General features: G+C 72.2%; 15 protein-coding genes. 6 read left to right on the forward strand and 9 right to left on the reverse strand.

The features are described from left to right. Nucleotides 1-43: 43 nt before the first annotated feature. The 3 genes from AB0K10_RS06005 to AB0K10_RS06015 form a co-directional block, all read right to left on the reverse strand. Entirely contained in the window at nucleotides 44-739 is a 696-nt protein-coding gene (locus AB0K10_RS06005; RefSeq protein ID WP_363680395.1) for a class I SAM-dependent methyltransferase, read from the reverse strand. A 190-nt stretch (nucleotides 740-929) separates the two neighbouring features. Further along, nucleotides 930-1,127: a DUF397 domain-containing protein gene (locus AB0K10_RS06010; protein ID WP_363680397.1), complete on the reverse strand. Its 198-nt coding sequence runs from the start codon at nucleotides 1,125-1,127 to the stop codon at nucleotides 930-932. Then, entirely contained in the window at nucleotides 1,118-1,885 is a 768-nt protein-coding gene (locus AB0K10_RS06015) for a helix-turn-helix transcriptional regulator (protein ID WP_363680399.1), read from the reverse strand. Before AB0K10_RS06015 ends, AB0K10_RS06010 begins: the two co-directional genes overlap by 10 nt. Before the next feature lie 781 nt (nucleotides 1,886-2,666). On the opposite strand from AB0K10_RS06015, the gene AB0K10_RS06020 reads away from it, so the two are divergent. Genes AB0K10_RS06020 through AB0K10_RS06040 form a run of 5 tightly spaced genes read left to right on the forward strand, consistent with a single transcriptional unit; the run spans nucleotide 2,667 to nucleotide 10,243 of the window. Beyond that, nucleotides 2,667-4,844 carry a molybdopterin oxidoreductase family protein gene (locus tag AB0K10_RS06020; protein ID WP_363680401.1) on the forward strand — a complete coding sequence of 726 codons (2,178 nt, stop codon included), beginning with the start codon at nucleotides 2,667-2,669 and terminating at the stop codon, nucleotides 4,842-4,844. Beyond that, entirely contained in the window at nucleotides 4,841-6,280 is a 1,440-nt protein-coding gene (locus AB0K10_RS06025; protein ID WP_363680403.1) for an FAD-dependent oxidoreductase, read from the forward strand. The genes AB0K10_RS06020 and AB0K10_RS06025 overlap by 4 nt, the downstream gene beginning before the upstream one ends. Further along, the gene (gene nirB, locus AB0K10_RS06030; protein WP_363680405.1) at nucleotides 6,277-8,811 is read left to right on the forward strand and encodes a nitrite reductase large subunit NirB; all 2,535 of its coding nucleotides are present in this window, start codon (nucleotides 6,277-6,279) and stop codon (nucleotides 8,809-8,811) included. Before AB0K10_RS06025 ends, nirB begins: the two co-directional genes overlap by 4 nt. Continuing rightward, entirely contained in the window at nucleotides 8,808-9,155 is a 348-nt protein-coding gene (gene nirD / locus AB0K10_RS06035) for a nitrite reductase small subunit NirD (protein ID WP_363680407.1), read from the forward strand. Before nirB ends, nirD begins: the two co-directional genes overlap by 4 nt. Beyond that, the gene (locus tag AB0K10_RS06040; RefSeq protein WP_358141777.1) at nucleotides 9,155-10,243 is read left to right on the forward strand and encodes a uroporphyrinogen-III synthase; all 1,089 of its coding nucleotides are present in this window, start codon (nucleotides 9,155-9,157) and stop codon (nucleotides 10,241-10,243) included. Before nirD ends, AB0K10_RS06040 begins: the two co-directional genes overlap by 1 nt. Before the next feature lie 43 nt (nucleotides 10,244-10,286). On the opposite strand, the gene AB0K10_RS06045 is transcribed toward AB0K10_RS06040, so the two are convergent. From AB0K10_RS06045 to AB0K10_RS06060, 4 genes are all read right to left on the reverse strand, one after another. After that, nucleotides 10,287-10,910 carry an ATP/GTP-binding protein gene (locus AB0K10_RS06045; RefSeq protein WP_363680409.1) on the reverse strand — a complete coding sequence of 208 codons (624 nt, stop codon included), beginning with the start codon at nucleotides 10,908-10,910 and terminating at the stop codon, nucleotides 10,287-10,289. Then, a complete protein-coding gene (locus AB0K10_RS06050) occupies nucleotides 10,891-11,256 on the reverse strand; it encodes a DUF742 domain-containing protein (protein WP_007465174.1) in 366 nt (121 codons plus the stop codon). The genes AB0K10_RS06045 and AB0K10_RS06050 overlap by 20 nt, the downstream gene beginning before the upstream one ends. Before the next feature lie 89 nt (nucleotides 11,257-11,345). Further along, complete coding sequence (locus AB0K10_RS06055) at nucleotides 11,346-11,753, reverse strand: roadblock/LC7 domain-containing protein (RefSeq protein ID WP_007465177.1); 408 nt, start codon at nucleotides 11,751-11,753, stop codon at nucleotides 11,346-11,348. Then, nucleotides 11,750-14,962 (reverse strand): sensor histidine kinase, encoded by a 3,213-nt coding sequence (locus AB0K10_RS06060; protein ID WP_363680411.1) that lies wholly within the window; start codon nucleotides 14,960-14,962, stop codon nucleotides 11,750-11,752. Before AB0K10_RS06060 ends, AB0K10_RS06055 begins: the two co-directional genes overlap by 4 nt. A gap of 446 nt (nucleotides 14,963-15,408) precedes the next feature. On the opposite strand from AB0K10_RS06060, the gene AB0K10_RS06065 reads away from it, so the two are divergent. Next, nucleotides 15,409-16,590: an ABC transporter substrate-binding protein gene (locus AB0K10_RS06065; RefSeq protein ID WP_363680413.1), complete on the forward strand. Its 1,182-nt coding sequence runs from the start codon at nucleotides 15,409-15,411 to the stop codon at nucleotides 16,588-16,590. Nucleotides 16,591-16,776: 186 nt separating this feature from the next. Here the strand turns inward: AB0K10_RS06065 and AB0K10_RS06070 are convergent, their stop codons facing one another. Next, on the reverse strand, nucleotides 16,777-17,637 hold the full coding sequence (locus AB0K10_RS06070; protein ID WP_363680415.1) for an ABC transporter permease: 861 nt from the start codon (nucleotides 17,635-17,637) through the stop codon (nucleotides 16,777-16,779). Nucleotides 17,638-17,737: 100 nt separating this feature from the next. After that, the gene (locus tag AB0K10_RS06075; protein WP_363680417.1) at nucleotides 17,738-18,769 is read right to left on the reverse strand and encodes an ABC transporter substrate-binding protein; all 1,032 of its coding nucleotides are present in this window, start codon (nucleotides 18,767-18,769) and stop codon (nucleotides 17,738-17,740) included. Between the last annotated feature and the right edge of the window lie 133 nt (nucleotides 18,770-18,902).

The following is an 18,902-nucleotide window of genomic DNA, read 5'->3' on the forward strand; positions in this document are numbered from 1 at the left end:
CGCGCCGACCGGCTCGTCTCCGGAGGTCGAAACGCACATATCGTCACCGGGCCCGACCGCCGAACACGGCGAAGCGCCACTCCTTGAAGTAGCAGTCGACGTCGACCAGGCCGGCCTCGGCGAGCCACCGGCACTGGTCGGCGACGCTCGCCGGCCGGTCGTGCCGCATCCGCTCCCGGGAAGCCGCGATCTCGTCGGTGGACGCGCCCAGCTCGGTGATCCGCGCCAGCCACACCTCGTCGTAGCGCCGGTCCAGAGCCGGCGTCGGGCCGGCCACCTGCTCGGCGTTGACGAACACGCCTCCCGGTGCCAGCGCGGCCCCGGCCCGCCGGTAGAGCGCCCGCTTGCCGTCGTCGTCCAGGTGGTGGATCGCCAGCGCGCTGACCACCGCGTCGTACCGGCCGGCCGGCAGTTCGTCGGCCAGGTCGGCCCGGACGGTCCGGTGCGGCACGCCCCGGTCGCGCAACTGCTCGGTGGCGCGGGCGAGCATGGCCGGCGCACCGTCCACCAGGGTCAGCCGGACCCCGGGCACCGCCGCGGACAGCAGCAGCGAGAGCAGCCCGGTGCCCGCGCCCAGGTCCAACACCTCCGGCGTACGGCCGGCGGCCAGCGCGGCCCGCAGTGGCGGCGCCGCCACCTCGACCGCTGTGCCGTAGAAGGCGTCGAAGCAGGGGATCAGTCGTCGGCGCGACTCGTCGTAGGTGCCGGCCACCGCGTCGAAGACGTCCGTCACGCTCATCAGGCGCTCCCAAGCGTTGAGACTGTTGTCCCACATTATAAGCGCTGTGCGTTAAAGAGTGCCGCTGCGTACGAGGTGAACCGCGCCGACGAACGGGCGACCGCTGCGGCGCTCCCGTTCCCACGCCAGCGTTCCTGGCCCCCGAACAGGCAAAAGCCCCGGCGAACCGGGGGCCTCTGCGCGCTGCTGGTCAGGCCAGGTTGTCGGACTTCGCCATGTCGACGAACGCCCGCCAGGCCGTCAGGCCGACGACCAACGCCGGCCCTGCCGCGTCCTTCGAGTCCCGCACGCAAACGATGCCAGGCAGGTTGTCCGCAACCTCGACGCAGTCGCCGCCATTGCCACTGCTGCGAGTGCTCTTACGCCACTGTGCGCCGGTCAGTTCCATGTCTTCGCCATCTCCGTAAGTAGATCGACGGATTGCCAGTGGGACAGCGCCTCACCGCGTACGTTCTCCCACGCGGCCAGCATCGCCGCTACGTCCTCGGCACCGGTAACGACTTGCCCCTGAAGCTGATTGTCGAGGTAGCCGGCAATCCGATGCTCGGAACCCACTGCGATCACGAAGGGGCCGTTCAGGCCAGCGTACGCACCGACAATTGAGGGCACGATGTGTACACGGACGTGCGGAGCTTCGCACGCGACGAGGAGGGCTTGCACCTGCTCGCGCATGGTGGTTCGTCCGCCGACCGGCCGCCGGAACACAGCTTCGTCAACAACGGCCGTGAAGTGTGGCGGGTCTTCACGGGTCAGGATGCTTTGCCGGGCGAGTCGTGAGGCCAGGTGCCGCTCGACGTCGCTGCGGGCGATGACGTCGGCTCCGGCGAGCACGGCTCGAGCGTATGCCTCGGTCTGGAGCAGGCCGGGGAGGACTGTCGACTGAAACGATCGCAGCGAGATCGCCTCGCGCTCGATCTCCTGCCATGGTCGAAACCAAACTGGTTCGCGGCGTCTTGAAGTGTCCGGCCAGATGTCCCCTATGGGCCGTCGGAGCGCACTCGCCGCCGCCTCCCGGTGCCGGGGGTGGGGAATGTGGTCGTGGTTCAGCCAGCGCGCGACCGTCTTTCGATCGACCCCGACCGACCCTGCCAGGGACTCAATCGAGTGCCCCGTCTCGGCCAGCGCGGCGCGTAGCGCATCGTTCACGACTTCCTCCATCGGATGCGCGGAATGTCTCGCGACCATATCGCTACGGGCTGTTCTTGCCCCATTACTGCCCGCAAGGTGGGAATCAGACGGCGCGGCCGGTAGGGATCACGGAACCCGGCGGACGCGTTCGTACTGGGGCCGCCCCTGCTCGCCCGCACGGGGCGGCCCCTTCCCAGGATGACGACCAAGGGGAGAACACCGTGCCGGACGAGCCGCCCGATCGGAATCCCAAGCCGGGGCCCAAGCGGCGAAGCCGCACACCGGCGACGTCCTGCACCTGACGCGCGCCCGTCGCTCAACCACGCGCGCTCCCGTCAGGCGACGGCCAGTGAGGGTCGGATGACCCGCCGCCCCCGTCCACACCATCCGATGCGCCCGGCGTGGCTCTGTCGCAACTGTGCTGCTCCTTGGCCGTGTGCGCCGGCTCAGCTTCACCTCGCGACCGAGTTCTACGGCCATTCGATCGCCCTGGCGTTCTATCTGGCAGCGAACATGCACGACGCGGTCGCCGACCTGTACTCCCTGGGCCTGCGTCCTGACCCCCGAGCACTGCACGCCCGGTTCCTTGGGTGGCTGTCCCTGACCCGCCGACCACATCGCGCCGACGTGCGCTGACCGCCCCCACGGGATGAAGGCCGCTACCGCCGCGCTGGTCGAGCGTCCGTACGCGTCAGCCAGCCGTTCTTCGCGCTGCCCCTGTGCGGTGTGAGCCCCACTTGACAGGACCGAAACAGAAGGGACCCGGACCGGAAACCGCCCGGCGGCACGCTTTCTGGACATGACAGACGGTGCACGGCCGGCAACTCGACCGGGGCGAACCCCCCGGGAGGTGGCGACGCACTGCCCGTATTGCGCCCTTCAGTGCGGAATGACGCTGCGCGAGGACGACACCGGGGTGAGCGTGCTCCCCCGCCAGTTCCCCACCAACCGGGGCGGGCTCTGCCAGAAGGGCTGGACGTCCGCCGAGTTGCTCGACCATCCGGACCGGCTGACCACTCCGCTGCTGCGCGACCCGGTCACCGGCGAGCTGCGCCCGGCGACCTGGGACGCCGCGCTGGACCGGATCGTCAGCGGCCTGCGCGCCATCCAGGGCAGCTCCGGTCGGGACGCGGTCGCCGTCTTCGGCGGCGGCGGGCTGACCAACGAGAAGGCGTACGCGCTGGGGAAGTTCGCCCGGGTGGCGCTGCGTACCCGCAACATCGACTACAACGGACGGTTCTGCATGTCCTCGGCGGCGGCCGCCGGGATGCGCGCCTTCGGCGTCGACCGGGGGCTGCCGTTCCCGCTGGCCGACCTCGGGCGGGCCGACACCCTGCTGCTGGTCGGCGCCAACCCGGCAGAGACCATGCCGCCGCTGGTGCGGTGGCTCACCGAGCAGCGCCGGGGCGGCGGCCAGCTCATCGTCGTCGACCCCCGCGTCACCGCCACCGCCCGCCAGGCCGACCTGCACCTGCAACCGCTGCCCGGCACCGATCTCGCGGTGGCCAACGCGCTGCTGCACATCGCGCTCACCGAAGGCTGGGTCGACCAGGCGTACGTGGCCGAGCGCACCACCGGCTTCGATGCGGTCCGACGCAGCGTCGCCGCCTGGTGGCCGGCCCGCGCGGAACAGCTCTCCGGCGTGCCGGTGGCCGACCTGGAGGCGACCGCCCGAGCGCTGGGCACCGGCGGCCGGGTGATCATCCTGACCGCACGCGGTGCCGAGCAGCACGCCAAGGGCGTCGACACCGTCACCGCGTATGTCAATCTCGCTCTCGCTCTCGGCCTGCCCGGTCGCGAGGGCTCGGGGTACGGCTGCCTCACCGGCCAGGGCAACGGTCAGGGCGGGCGCGAGCACGGGCAGAAGGCCGACCAGCTCCCCGGCTACCGCAAGATCGACGACCCGGCGGCCCGGGAGCACGTCGCCGCTGTCTGGGGCGTGCCGGCCGACGACCTGCCCGGCCCCGGCGTGCCTGCCTACCAACTACTCGACTCGCTCGGCACCGCGGGCGGTCCCCGGGCGTTGCTGGTGTTCGGCTCGAACCCGGTCGTCTCCGCTCCCCGGGCGGCGCGGATCGAGGGCCGGCTGCGCGACCTGGACCTGCTGGTCGTCGCCGACCTGCTGCTGTCCGAGACGGCGGCGCTGGCCGACGTGGTGCTGCCCACCGCGCAGTGGGCCGAGGAGGACGGCACGATGACAAACCTGGAGGGCCGCGTGCTGCGTCGACGGGCGCTGCGCCCACCACCGCCGGGCGTCCGGACCGACCTGGCCATCCTCGCCGACCTGGCGGCGCGACTGGCCGCCGCCGAAGCAACCGACACCGCGCCGGCGGGTGCCGAACCAGCCGCCGCCACCACGGCAGCCGAGATCGCGGCGGGGCGGTTCCCGGTCGATCCGGCCACCGTGTTCGCCGAGCTGCGCCGCGCCTCCGCCGGTGGGGTCGCCGACTACGCCGGGATCAGTTGGGACCGCATCGACGACGCCGACGGCGTCTTCTGGCCCTGCCCGAGCGCCGACGGGCCGGACACGCCACGGCTCTTCGCCGACCGGTTCGGCACCCCGGACGGCCGGGCCCGGTTCCACCCGGTGGACCACCGGCCCGCGGCCGAGGAGGTCTGCGCCACGTATCCCCTGCACTTCACCACCGGGCGGGTGCTCACCCAGTACCAGTCGGGCACGCAGACCCGCCGGGTGCCCGCGCTGCGTCGCGCCGCACCCGAGGCGTTCGTCGAGCTGCACCCCGACCTGGCGGCCCGGCTGGGCATCGACGACGGCGACCCGGTGCGGGTCACGTCCCGACGGGGTGAGTTGCGAGCGCCGGCCCGGCTCAGCCCGGGGATCCGACCGGACACGGTCTTCGCGCCGTTCCACTGGCCCGGCGCCGGCCGGGCCAACTCGGTGACAAACGACGCGGTGGACCCGATCTCCGGGATGCCCGAGTTCAAGATCTGCGCGGTCCGGGTGGAGAAGGCATGACGGCCCGGGTGGTGATCGTCGGCAACGGGATGGCCGGTGCGCGGCTCGCGGCCGAGCTGCACGCCCGCGAGGGCGACCGGAAGGTCACAGTGCTCGGGGCGGAGCCGCACCGCGCGTACAACCGGATCATGCTCTCCACGCTGCTGGCCGGCCGGATCGCCGAACCGGACGTGGAGCTGACCGAGGCCGCCGGGCACGGTATCGACATGCGTCCCGGCGTGCAGGTGACCGCTGTGGACCGGTCCGCCCGCGAGGTCCGCACCGGCGACGACGAACGGATCTCCTACGACCACCTGGTGCTGGCCACCGGCGCGCGGGCGGTGGTGCCGCCGCTGCCCGGCCTCGACCCGGCAGACCTGCCACGGCGGGTCGTTCCCTTCCGGACCCTGGACGACTGCCGCCGGATCCTCGCCGTCGCGGACGGCGCGCGCAGCGCCCTCGTGCTCGGCGGCGGGCTGCTCGGCCTGGAGGCCGCCCGGGGCCTGGCGACCCGGGGGCTCGCCACCACTGTGGTGCACCACACCGGGCACCTGATGGAGCGGCAGCTCGATCCGGCGGCCAGCGCGGTGCTCGCCGGCACGCTCACCGGGCTCGGCGTCACCATCCAGCTCGCGGTGCCGGCGACCGGAGTCGTCGCCGACGACGACGGCGTCCGCCTCGACCTGGCCGACGGCCGGTCACTGCACGCCGACCTGCTGGTGCTCTCCTGCGGGGTACGCCCCGACACCGCCCTCGCGCAGGCCGCCGGTTTGACCGTGCGACGCGGTGTGGTGGTGGACGACCGGCTCCGCACCAGCGATCGGAGCATCTCGGCGATCGGGGACTGCGCCGAGCACGACGGCGCGCTCACCGGACTGGTCGCCCCCGCCTGGGCCCAGGCCCGGGTGCTCGCCGATGTGCTCACCGGCACCGACCCGCTGGCCCGCTACCGGCCCCGGCCGGTGGTGACCCGACTCAAGGCGGCCGGGATCGACCTGGCGGCGATGGGCGACGCGGCAGGCGGCGGGCCGGGCGAGGAGCTGACCTTCACCGACCCGGCCCGGGGTACGTACGCCCGCCTGCGGATCCGCGACGAGCGACTGATCGGCGCGATCCTGCTCGGCGACAACCCGGCGGTCGGCACGGTGATCCAGCTCTTCGACCGGGGACACCCGGTGCCGGCCGACCGGCGGGCCCTGCTGCTGGGCCGGGCGCTCGGCGGGGCTGGTGCGGCACCGAGCGCGTCACCGGCGCTGATGCCGGACGCGGCAGTCGTCTGCCAGTGCAACACGGTGACCAAGGGAGCGTTGGTGCGCTGCTGGCGCTCCGGCGCGCGGACGGTCGACGCCGTGGTGGCGGCGACCCGGGCCGGCACCGGGTGCGGCGGATGCCGGGATGCGGTCGGCGGCATCGTCGACTGGCTCTCCGAAGCGGAATCTGTGGAGGTGACGCGATGAGCGTTCAGGACCTGGTCGTCATCGGCAACGGCATGGTGGGGCAACGCTTCGTCGACGCGCTGCGCGCCCGCGACCCGCAGGGGCGCTGGCGGGTGACAGTGCTGGCCGAGGAGGGGCGTCCGGCGTACGACCGGGTGCGGCTCTCGGCGTACTTCGACGGGGTGAGCGAGGACGAGCTCAACGTGCACACCCCGCACGACGGTGTGCGGCTGCGCCTCGGTGAGCCGGCCACCGCCATCGACCGCGCCCGTCGAGTGGTGACCACCGCCGTGGGCGAGTACGCCTACGACGCGCTGGTGCTGGCCACCGGGTCGTACCCGTTCGTGCCGCCGGTGCCCGGCGCGGACCTGCCCGGGGTCTTCGTCTACCGCACGCTTGACGACCTGGCGGCGATCCGGACGTACGCGCAGGGTCGGCGGGTCGGCGCGGTTATCGGCGGCGGGTTGCTCGGGCTGGAGGCGGCGAATGCCCTGCGCCTGCTCGGCCTGAGCACCGACGTTGTCGAGTTCGCGCCCCGGCTCATGCCGGTGCAGGTGGACCAGGCCGGTGGCGCGATGCTGCGCCGCTACGTCGAGGAGCTGGGTGTGCGTACCCACCTCGGGGTGGCCACCACCGCGATCCGCGCCGGGGCCGACGGCGCGGTCGACGCTCTGGAGCTGTCCGACGGCCGCGTGGTCGACGCCGAGCTGGTCGTGGTGGCCGCCGGCATCCGGCCCCGCGACGAGCTGGCGCGGGCCGCCGGCCTGTCGGTGGGTCCGCGCGGTGGGGTGCTTGTCGACGAGACCTGCCGCACCGCCGACGAACACGTCTGGGCCGTCGGCGAGTGCGCGGCTGTCGACGGCACCTGCCACGGCCTGGTCGCCCCCGGGTACGCGACGGCCGAGGTGGTGGCCGACCGGCTGGTCGGCGGCGCGGCGACCTTCCCGGGTGCGGACACCGCGACGAAGCTGAAGCTGCTCGGGGTGGACGTGGCGTCGTTCGGCGACGCGCACGGCACGACCGAGGGCTGCCTGGACGTCACGTTCACCGACCCGGCCACCCGGGTCTACGCGAAACTGGTGCTCTCCGACGACGCGCACACCCTGCTGGGCGGGGTGCTGGTGGGCGACGCCAGCGCGTACCCGACGTTGCGGGCCAGTGTGGGCGGCCCGCTGCCGGCCGCCCCGCTGGCGCTGCTCGCCCCCGAGGGCGGCGGCGCGGACGCCGGAGCGCTGCCCGCCACCGCCCAGGTCTGCTCGTGCAACGCGGTCACCCGCGGCGACGTGGACGACGCCATCGCGGGCGGCTGCGCGGACGTGCCGGCGCTGAAGGCGTGCACCCGTGCCGGCACGAGCTGCGGCTCCTGCGTGCCGATGCTGAAGCAGCTCCTGGACGCCGCCGGGGTGGCGCAGTCCACCGCGCTGTGCGAGCACTTCGACGTGAGCCGGCGGGAACTGTTCGAGATCGTCCGCGTCCGGAGCATCCGCACCTTCTCCCAGCTCATCGGCGAGCACGGTCGGGGGCGCGGCTGCGACATCTGCAAGCCTGTGGTGGCGTCGATCCTCGCGTCGCTGGGCAGCGGGCACGTCCTCGACGGCGAGCAGGCGTCGTTGCAGGACACCAACGACCACTTCCTGGCCAACCTGCAACGCGACGGCAGCTACTCGGTGGTGCCCCGGATCCCCGGCGGCGAGATCACCCCGGAGAAGCTGATCGTCATCGGCGAGGTCGCTCGGGACTTCCAGCTCTACACGAAGATCACCGGCGGGCAGCGGATCGACCTGTTCGGTGCCCGGGTGGAGCAGCTACCGCAGATCTGGCGACGTCTGGTGGACGCCGGTTTCGAGTCCGGCCACGCGTACGGCAAGGCGCTGCGCACGGTGAAGTCCTGCGTCGGCGAGACCTGGTGCCGGTACGGGGTGCAGGATTCGGTGGGGCTGGCCGTGGCGCTGGAGCTGCGCTATCGCGGGCTGCGCGCGCCGCACAAGCTCAAGTCGGCGGTCTCCGGTTGCGCCCGGGAGTGCGCCGAGGCCCGCAGCAAGGACTTCGGCATCATCGCCACCGAGACCGGCTGGAACCTGTACGTCGGCGGCAACGGCGGCTTCCGGCCCCGCCACGCCGACCTGTTCGCCACCGACCTGTCCACCGAGGAACTGGTCACGCTCATCGACAGGTTCCTGATCTATTACATCCGCACCGCCGACCGGCTGCAACGCACGGCCGGGTGGATCGAGGCCATGGAGGGCGGCCTGGACCACCTGCGCGCGGTGATCGTCGACGACTCGCTGGGGCTCTGCGCGGACCTGGACGCGGCGATGGCCCGACACGTGACGTCGTACTCCGACGAGTGGCGTGACGTGCTGGACGACCCGGAGCGGCTGCGCCGCTACACCTCCTTCGTCAACGCCCCCGACGTGCCCGACCCGTCGATCACCTTCGCCGTGGAACGCGGCCAACCGGTGCCGGCACGCGCCCTGGCGACCACCCGATCCGAGCCGGCCGACGCCCGCCGGCAGCCCGTCACACTCGGCCTTCCGGAGGTACGGCGATGAGCCACACGACCACGCTCGACTGGACCGCTGTCTGCACCCTCGACCGACTGGAGCCGAACCGGGGTGTCGCCGCCCTGGTCGACGGCGTGCAGGTCGCCCTCTTCCACACCGTGGACGGGCTGTTCGCGATCGACAACCGCGACCCGGTCTCCGGGGCGTACGTGCTGTCGCGGGGCATCGTGGGCAGCCGCGGCGGCGTGCCGACGGTCGCCTCGCCGCTGCACAAGCAGGTGTACGACCTGCGCACCGGCGACTGCCTCGACCTGCCCGGGGTGACAGTGGCCCGGCACGACACGCGCTGCCATGACGGGATCGTCGAAGTGCGGTTGCGACGGGAGGGCTGATGCGGGAAGAACTGGCCGGCTTCACCATCGGGGTGACCGCCGACCGGCGGCGCGACGAGTTGGCTGCGCTGCTCGAACGCCGGGGCGCCCGCGTGGTGCTCGCCCCGGCGCTGCGGATCGTGCCGCTGTCCGACGACACGGAACTGCGCGAGGCGACCCGCGCCTGCCTCGACCAGCCACCGGACATCCTGATGGCCAACACCGGCATCGGGATGCGCGGGTGGCTGGAGGCGGCCGAGGGCTGGGGGCTGGCCGAACCGCTGCGTTCGGTGCTCGCCAGCTCGTACGTCGTCGCCCGCGGCCCGAAGGCCCGTGGCGCGATCCGAGCGGCCGGCCTGCACGACCAGTGGTCACCGGCGTCGGAGAGCTGCGACGAGGTGGTCGATCACCTGCGCCGACGCGGCGTGGCCGGGCAGGTGATCGCCATGCAGCTGCACGGTGAACGGCAACCCGAGTGCACGCTCGCGCTGGAGGCGGCCGGCGCCACGGTGATCGAGGTGCCGGTCTACCGCTGGGCGCCGCCGACCGACCCGGCGCCGCTGCACCGGCTGATCGACCTGATCGCCGGCCGTCTGGTGGACGCGGTGACGTTCACCTCGGCGCCGGCGGCGGAGGCGCTGCTGCGGGCCGCCGGGGACCGTACCGACGCGGTGGTGTCCGCGCTGCGCACCGACGTGCTGGCGAGCTGCGTGGGCGCGGTGACCGCCGAGCCGTTGCTGCGCCACGGGGTACCGGTGAGCGCGCCTGGCCGGGCCCGGCTGGGCGCGCTGGTGCGGACCATCGTCGACGAACTGCCCCGCCGGACCGTGACGTTCAAGGCCGCCGGGCACCTGCTCACCCTGCGCGGGCACGCGGCGGTGATCGACGGCGAGCTACGCCCGCTCGCTCCCGCCCCGATGGCGGTGCTGCGGGCGCTGGCCCAGGCCCCCGGGCGGGTGCTGTCGCGCACGGCGCTGCTGCGGACCCTCCCCCGGGGCGCCGACGAGCACGCGGTGGAGATGGCGGTGGCGCGCCTGCGGGCCGGCCTGCGCGCGCCGCGCGTGGTGCAGACCGTGGTCAAGCGCGGCTACCGGCTCCGGGTCGACTGACGCGTCGCGGCCGGCCCTTGTGTGCCGACCGCGACGCGGCGGTTCAGCCGACCGGCGTGGGGAAGCCCCGACCGTGCTCGGCCTGCAGCCGGAGCATGGCGTGCTCGACCACCGTCACCAGCACCTGCTTGACCGAGTCCCGGTGCCGGGCGTCGGTCATCACCAGCGGCACCTGCGGCGAGATGGCCAGCGCCTCACGGACCTCGTCCAGCTCGTACTGGGGAGCGCCGTCGAACCGGTTCAGCGCCACCACGTACGGCAGGTTGCGGTTCTCGAAGTAGTCCAGCGGGGCGAACGCGTCGGTGATCCGGCGGGTGTCCACCAGGACGGCAGCGCCCACCGCACCTCGGATGATCTCGTCCCACATGAACCAGAAGCGGGTCTGACCCGGCGTACCGAACAGGTACAGGATCAGGTCCTGGGCCATGGTGATCCGGCCGAAGTCCATGGCGACCGTGGTGGTCTCCTTGCCCGGCACCTTGGACGGATCGTCGATGCCGACACCGGCGGCGGTCATCACCGCCTCGGTCGTCAGCGGCGTGATCTCGGAGATCGAGCCGACGAGGGTCGTCTTACCGACGCCGAAGCCGCCCGCGACGACGATCTTCGCGGAGACGATTCCCCGGCTCGGCCGCCCCCCAGCGGGGTCATAGCCTGCGAAGTCCACTTAGCACCCTTCCAAGCAGTTCCATCCGCTCCTCGAACCCCTCGGCGGGAGCAGCAGTGTGTAACGTCAGCAGGCTCTCGGCCACCATGTCGGCGACCAGTACCCGGGCGACGCCCAGCGGCATCCGGGTGTACGCGGCGATCTCCGCCAGCGACTGTGCACGGCCCTCGCAGACCGTGGCGATGCGGTGCTTGTCGTGCCCCGCGAAGCGGGACTCGGCAACCTGGGTGGGTGAGGCCGTGAGGACCGCCTCGAGGGCGATGTCCTGCCGGGGCTCGGTACGACCACGGGTGACCGCGTACGGGCGCACCAGAGCTCCGCGCGGGTCAGCGCGTCGTTGGTCCATCCCCGATCACCTCCTCGTCCCCAGCGGAGCCGGCCCACACCGCCTCCCATCCCTGTTCCGGCGCGCGTTCCGCGCGTCGGATTCCGCCACTACGAGCGCACCGCGTCCCTCGGCAGCGGCACCAGCGCGGCACCGACCCGCTCCACCAGGAGTGCCATCTCGTAGCCCACCTGGCCCACGTCGCAGCTCCGCGCGGCCAGTACGGCCATCGACGAGCCGTCGCTGATCGACATGAGGAAGAGGTAACCGCTGTCCATCTCGATGACGGTCTGCAACACCCCGCCCGCGCTGAACATCCGGGCCGCGCCCTCGGTCAGGCTCACCACGCCGGAGGTGATCGCGGCGAGCTGGTCCGCCCGGTCCCCCGGCAGGTCCCGGGAGGACGCGAGCAGCAGCCCGTCGGCGGACACCGCCACCACGTGGGCGATACCCGCCACGCTGTCGGCGAAGTTGGTGAGCAGCCAACCCATGTCCTGCATGGCAGCTGGCCTGTTCATCGGCTCTCCTTGGTCGAGGTGCTGTTCTGGTCCGTCCCGGCCGTCCGGCCGCGCTGCACGCCGCGGTGGTAGGCCGACAACAGGCCGCGTACTTCATCGGGGGTGCGCCGGCTGCGGTCCCGGCCACCCTTCGGTTCGATGCCGCCCGGCACGAGCTGCGCCTGCGGCACCCGCTTGGGCAGACCCGAGCGGGTGGTGCCGGCGGCGGCCGGCTCCGCGGCCCGGCTGGCCAGCGACCAGCCCTCGTCGGCCGCCGTCCGCCAGGCGTCCGGGTCCGTGGCACGCGGGGGCGTGGTCGGGGCGGCGGTGGGGGCGGGGGCCGCGACAGGCGCCGGCCGGGCGGCCGGCGGCGGCGGGGTGTACGACGGCGGGGCCTTCGGCGTCGAGGCGCCACGACCGCCGGTGTTCGCACCGCCGAATCCGTCCATGCTTCCCACGCTCTGTGCTCCGGTGCCCTCGGAACTGCCCGGGGTACGGGTGGGCAGTGGCGGTCGGGCCGGCGCGGTCGCCGGCGCGGACGCGGTGGCTGGTTGACCGCCGTTGGCCGTGCGCGGGCCGGCATCGGCGGCCGCGGGCGGTGTGTCGAACTGCGGCCGGGTGAAGATCGCGGTGGCGTCGTCGCCGTGCGATCGGAACCAGACCGCTTCCATCTCCCGGAAGATCGGCGCCTCGGCGGGGAACTCCGGCCGGGTGCTGATCGGCGCGGCGGGTGTCGGCGGCGTGGCCGGCGGAGCGGGTCGCACGGGCGCGGCGGGCTGCACCGGCGGGGCCGGCGTCACGGGCGGGGCCGGCGGGGCGACCGCGCCGGGGCCGGCGACCGGCCCGACGGGCAGCACCGGCGCGCTCCGACCGTCAGTGGTGTCGGCCGTCGAACCGCGTCGGGGCAGCGCGTCGATAGTCGGGTACGCCACGGTCGGGCTGCCCACCGAGGTGCCCGCGCCGTTGCTGTACGCCGGGCGGGCGGGCGGGACCGAAGTGGCCGGCGCGGCGGCGGGCGGCGCCGACGGGCGAGCCCCCGTGTAGCCGCCGGCCTGCACGGCCGGGGCGGTGTCCCGCGCGTCGACCGGAGACTGCCACTGCGCGGGCGCCGGGACGTTGGTCCGCCACTGGTCGGGTAGGGTCGCCGCCGCGGTGGTGGCGCCGGCGTACGACTCGGCGTGGCCGATCGGGGTGAGCGGCGTCTGCTCGACAGCCATCGGCTGGCGCGGACGGGTGAGCACCTGCTCGCGGCCGCGGTTGCTGGGCAGGATCACGGTGGCCGCGGGCAGCGTCACCTGGGCGACGGTGCCGCCCTCCACGTTGCGGCGCAGCTCCACCCGGATGCCGTAGCGGGAGGCGAGCCGGCTGACCACGGCCAGACCCATCAGTCGGAACGCGGCGACGTCCACGCTCGGCGGAGCGGCCAGCCGGCGGTTGAGCGAGTCGAGCTGCTCGTCGGTGAGGCCGAGCCCGCGGTCCTCGATCTGGATCAGGACATAGTCGCGGATGCGGCGACCGTCGGCGACCACTGTCGTGTTCGGCGGCGAGAACCGGGTGGCGTTGTCCAGCAGCTCGGCGACGAGACGTACCACGTCGTTCACCGCGTGCGCGGCCACCGAGATGTCGGTGTCGACGGTGCCGAACTCGATCCGGTTGTAGAGCTCCACCTCCGACTGTGCCGCGCGCAGCACGTCCACGACCAGCGCGTCGTCGCGACGCGGTGCACCGGAGTCTGCGCCGGCCAGGACCAGCAGGTTCTCGTCGTTGCGGCGCATTCGGGTGGCCAGGTGGTCCAGCTCGAAGAGCTGGGCCAACCGCTTCGGGTCCTCCTCGCCGCGCTCGATCGCGTCCAGCTCGCCGATCATCCGGTCGACCAGGGTCTGACTGCGGCGGGCGAGGTTGAGGAACATCGCCGAGACGCTCGTGCGCAGTGCGGCCTGCTCGGCGGCGACCCGCACCGCCTCCCGGTGGACGACGTTGAAGGCCAACGCCACCTGTCCGACCTCGTCACGGCTGTTCAGTTGGATCGGGTCCCGGACCTGACGGACGATCTCGTCCACGCCACCGTCACCCACGCTGCCCATGTTCTGCAGTCGCTGCACAGCGTCGGGCAGGTCGTGGTTGGCCACCGAGAGCGCGCCCTCGCGCAGTCGGCGCAGCGAGTGGTTCAGCGACCGGGCCAGCACCACGGCCAGCGAGACGGCGATGATCAGGGTGAGCAGCACCAGGATCGACTCGACCACGGCCTGCCGGATGACGTCCGAACGCGCCTGGTCGGCCTGTTCGAGCAGCCGGTCCTGAAGCTGGGTCTCGGCCCAGCGCATCAGGTCGTTGACCGCGCCGATGGCGGCGGTGGCGTCCTGCGCGGTGACCAGCGGGCGCTGCCCGACGGAGCGGGTGATGTCGCTGGCGACCCGGTCGGAGAGACCGACGGCGTCACCGGAGACGGTGCTGTCGACGAGGGCCCGCTGCACGGGGTCGGCGGCGAGCGAGAAGGCGACCAGGGCCTCCTGCTGGCTGGTAAGCGTGGCCACGAAGGAGGAGAACTGCTCCGGGTCGAGCTGGCCGGCGCTCAGCGCCGTGAAGGCGACCGCCTCCTCCTCGGCCACGGACGCCTTGGCGCGGGCGAACGCGGCGACCGCCCGGCGGCTGTCCGACAGGCTCTCGTCGCCGGGCAGCTGGGCCAGCCCGTCGCCGTAGGAGACCAGGTCGGTGAGGATGACGCCGTAGCGCAGGACCGACTCGGCGACCGCCATCTGCCGGCGGCCCAGTACCTCCTGGCGGGTGCCGTCCAGCGTGGCCAGGTGGTCGTCGATGGCATCCAGCCGGTCCCGCAGGGCGGCCGGGACCTCGCCGATCCGGCCCCGCTCGGCGCGGTACTCGTCCACGCGCTGCTGCGTCTGGCGCACCCGCAGGTTGTACGCGTCGGCGGGCTGCTGGGGAGCGGCCAGGTAGGCCGCCGCGGCCATCCGCTCGGCCTGGAGATCCTGGGTCAGCGCGCTGACGTCGATGGACAGCGCGGTGAGCGACCGGGCCTGGGTGGCGTCGTAGGCACCCTCGCCCACCGAGATGAGTCGGACGGTGGCCAGCGCGATCACGGCGGCCACCGGAACGACCAGAATCAGCGCCAGTTTGGACCGGATCCGGGCGTCCCGCAGTCTCGGCAGACGCCGGCGCGCGGGCCGAGCATTCTCGCCGAGCGCGGGCAGGGTCGTCGGTCCGGTGCTCACGACATCGCCTCCGTCGTTTCTTCCCCGCCTGGCCCGCCGAACCGTGCCGTAAGCGGAGGGGACCACGCGCGGCACGGCCGCGATTTCATCAGAGAAGATCGAGTTTGGGAAGCCGCAGTGAGGTAGGAAACGGTCGGACGGCGCGGAACCCGTGATCCGGTCAACTGATACCTTCATTTCCGCAAGCCCCTGAACAGGGCATGTAACTCCAGAGTGGTCACGCGTGTGTGCAAAGTGAGGTTTTGCAAACATTGCGTTACCCCAGCATGTGGGATGGCCGTCCCGAAAATGCAACCGGGGTCCGCGCTTGACCACAGCGCCGGCCATTGGCAAGGTTTTGCAGGCTTCGCGCACACACCGTACGGCAGACGAGATCCCGCCCTCCACTGAGGACGGATTAGCGGCGGTGACCGGGCAGCGCCCGCGCCCGCACCTGGAGGACTGAGTTGAGCCCCATCCGCTCCGCGACCATCGCGGCGCTCGCATCGGCCGTAGTGGCCACCACGCTCACCGGCTGCCAGTTCGGCGGAGCGGAGCAGGACACGAGTCCGATCGTGATCGCCGCCGATCTCGAACTCTCCGGCGCCGCTGCCCAGGTCGGTCAGACATACCAGCGGGCCCTGAAACTCAAGGTCGATCAGTTGAACGCCTCCGGAGCACTGAACGGCCGGAAGATCGATCTGAGGGTCAAGGACAACCGTTCCGACGCCGCCGAGTCGCTGCGCAACATCGCCGACTTCAGCAGCGATTCCCAAGTAAGCGCCATCGTCATGGGCGGCTGTAACGAATGCGCTGTCGGCGCCGTCGGTGTCATCAACGACAAGCGGATTCCGACCATTGCGCTCGCGGCTTCCGGCGCGATCGCGAGCCCGGTCGCCGATCGGCGCTACGTGTTCAAGCTGGGCCCGAACGCGGCGGACAGCGCCGCCGCGCTCACCACCGAACTGCGTCGTAAGAACGTCCGCAAGGTGGGCCTGCTCGCCAGCAACGACGACTACGGCCGCGAGGGTGTGCTCGCGTTGCGCCGCGAGCTGACCAAGGCCAACATCAAGGTCGCCGGAGAGGAGTCGGTGAAGACCACCGACACCGAGGTCTCCCAACAGGTCGGCAAGCTCACCAAGCTCAAGCTCGACGCGCTTGTCGTCTGGACCCCGCCGGAGCAGGCCGCGCTGGCCGCGACCAGCGCCCAGCAGGCCGCGTTCCGGGGATCGCTCTTCTTCGACGCGGGAGCGGCCGGCGACCTCTTCCTCGGCGCCGCCGCCCGGGCCACCGAGCGAGCCACGCTGATCTTCACCCAGACCATGGTGATCGATGACGTGATCGCCACCACGCCGGCGAAGGCGGCCCGGCGGCAGTGGTTCCAGGACTACACGGCGCGCTTCGGCGGCTACAACGGGTCCTCGTCCTTCGCCGCCGACGCCATCCAACTGATCGCCGACGCCGAACTGCGTGCCGGCGGGCCGGCCGGGAAGGTCGACCGGGACGGCATCCGCGACGTGCTGGAGACGTCCCAGATCGACGGTCTCTCCGGCCCGATCCGCATGACGCCCGACAACCACTCCGGCCTCATGCCGCAGGCGCTCACCACGCTTGTCGCCCGGAACGGTCGTTGGCGGTTGGCGGGGTAGCTCGGTTCGTCGTGCTCCAGGTGGGGTTTGGCCTACCGCGCCCGGCCCCGGGCGGTCAGGCTTGATCCCTCCGCCGGGCACGGTAGGCCACAACCCCTCCGCGTCACTGTCAGTGGAAAGGGCCGGCCTCCTCGTGGGGGCCGGCCCTTTGCGTTGCCTTTGTTCGCTTTGCTCTGCCGGACGGGGTTAGCGGCTGCTTGTGGTCTCGCGCACCCAGGGCAGGGCGATCCGCTCGACGAGCACGAGCGTGGAGTAGAGCAGGATGCTCACCAGCGCCACCAGCATGATCGCCGCCCAGGCCGTGGCGGTGTCGCCGACGCCCGCGTACTGGGTGATCACGTAACCCAGGCCGCTCTCGCCGGCCTGGAACTCACCGATCACCGCGCCGATGGCCGCCAGCGGCATGGCCACCTTGAGCCCGACGAAGATCTGCGGCAGCGCTGCCGGGAACCGGACCTTGCGGAACGCCTGCCAGCGGGAGGCGTTCCACGATCGGACCAGCTCGGCCAGGTCGGCCGGCGTGGTGGTCAACCCCGTCGCGGTGGACAGGACGATGGGGAAGAAGCAGAGCAGGAACACCATCGTCAGGATCGGCTTCTGGCCCCAGCCCAGCGCCACCACCAGCAGCGGGCCCAGGGTGATCTTCGGCACGGCGTTCACCGCGACCAGCAGCGGGGTGAACATCCGCTCGACCGTGTGGGAGCTGGCCAGAGACAGTCCGATCAGGACACCGGCGGCGACTGACAGGACGAAGCCGACCAGGATCTCCAGCAGGGTGGCCCAGGTGTGCTCCAGCATCTGGGCGGGCTTGTCGACGAACGCGGTGAGCACGTCACCCGGCGGCGGCAGGGCGGCCGGGTGGACCAGCTCCAGCCGGGCGATCAGCCACCAGGCGGCCAGGGCCACCACGAGGCCGGCCGCGGGCAGCAGCGCCGCCCCGGCCCCCGCACGCAGGCCGGCGCCCCGACCCGCCCGACGTGCCTCCCGGCCGGCGCCCGGGGGTGGGGGCGCCGTCACCGCCGGCTCGGCTGACCGGACGTCGGCCATCTTGTCCTCCTCGAAATTCGACGGCCCTGGGGGCCGACGAGCGACGGGGGTACGCCCCACCGGATCCGGCGGGACGTACCCCCTGGTGACGACCGGACGATCAGGCCTTCGGCGCGAGGCTGAAGTCGATGATCTGCTCGGGGGTGATGTTCTGCTTGAGCGCGCCCGCGCCCTGCAGGATCGCGATGCTCTTCGCGACCCGGCCGCTGTCCAGCGTGCCGATGGCGGTGCCGGAGTTGCCGGAACGCACGTACGCGGCCATCAGGTCCAGCTCGGCGGCAGCAGCCACCGGGTTGGCGGCGTCGACGTTCTTCTTCAGAATCTCGCCGGCCTCCTTGGAGTTCGCCAGGCTGTACTCCAGGCCCTTGAGCAGCGCCGCGGTGAACCGCTTCACCATCTCGGGCTTCTCCTTGGCGGTCTTCGAGGAGGTGATCAGCACGTTGCCGTAGAGGTCCTGCATCACGTTGCTGTACGGCAGCATGACGGCCTTCTTGTGGGCCACCGCCTCGATGGTCGGCTGACCGACGACGAACTGACCGATGCCGTCCACCGACCCGCTGGCCAGGGTGCCGATCAGCGCCTGCGCCTCACCGTTGACCCAGGTCACCTTGCTGGCGTCCACACCGGCGAGCCGGGCGTACGTCGGGAACAGGTTGCGGACCACGGAGCCGGGGGTGTCGGCGAGCTTCTTGCCCTCCAGGTCCTTGGGCGAGTTGATGTTCTTGCCCTCGACCGTGGCGATGCCGGCCATCGTGCGCTGCTGGATCGCGGCCACGGCCGTGAAGTCCTTGGCCTGGCCGTTGCCGAGCTGGAGCAGACCACCGGTGAGGTCGATCGGCCCGAAGTCCGCCTTGCCGCCGACGACGGTCTGGATCACACCACCGGTGCCCTGACCCGCCTTGATGTCGACGTCGAAGCCGGCCTCCTTGAAGAAGCCCTTGTCCTTCGCCACCCAGGCGTAGGAGTCACGTCCGAAGTTGCCGAATGAGGTGAGGTAGGTCACCTTCTGCAACGATTCGCCCTTGCCGCCCTTGGCGTCGTCGGACTTGTCCGACCCGCTGCTGCAGGCGGAGACGAGGGCGAGGGCGGTGGCCAGCGCGGCCGTAGCGACCGTACGGGTCAGCCTTCTCATCAGTAGCACCATGTCCTTTCCGACCGGGGCCGCAGGCCACCGGAGGGGGTTGTCGCGACGGGACCGGCGGGAGGGGTCGAAGCCGGGCACCGCCATCGTGAGGGGACTCTTCGCGGGCACAGCGTACGAGAAG

It is taken from the genome of Micromonospora sp. NPDC049274, assembly GCF_040678875.1.
In the GTDB taxonomy this organism is placed as follows: domain Bacteria; phylum Actinomycetota; class Actinomycetes; order Mycobacteriales; family Micromonosporaceae; genus Micromonospora.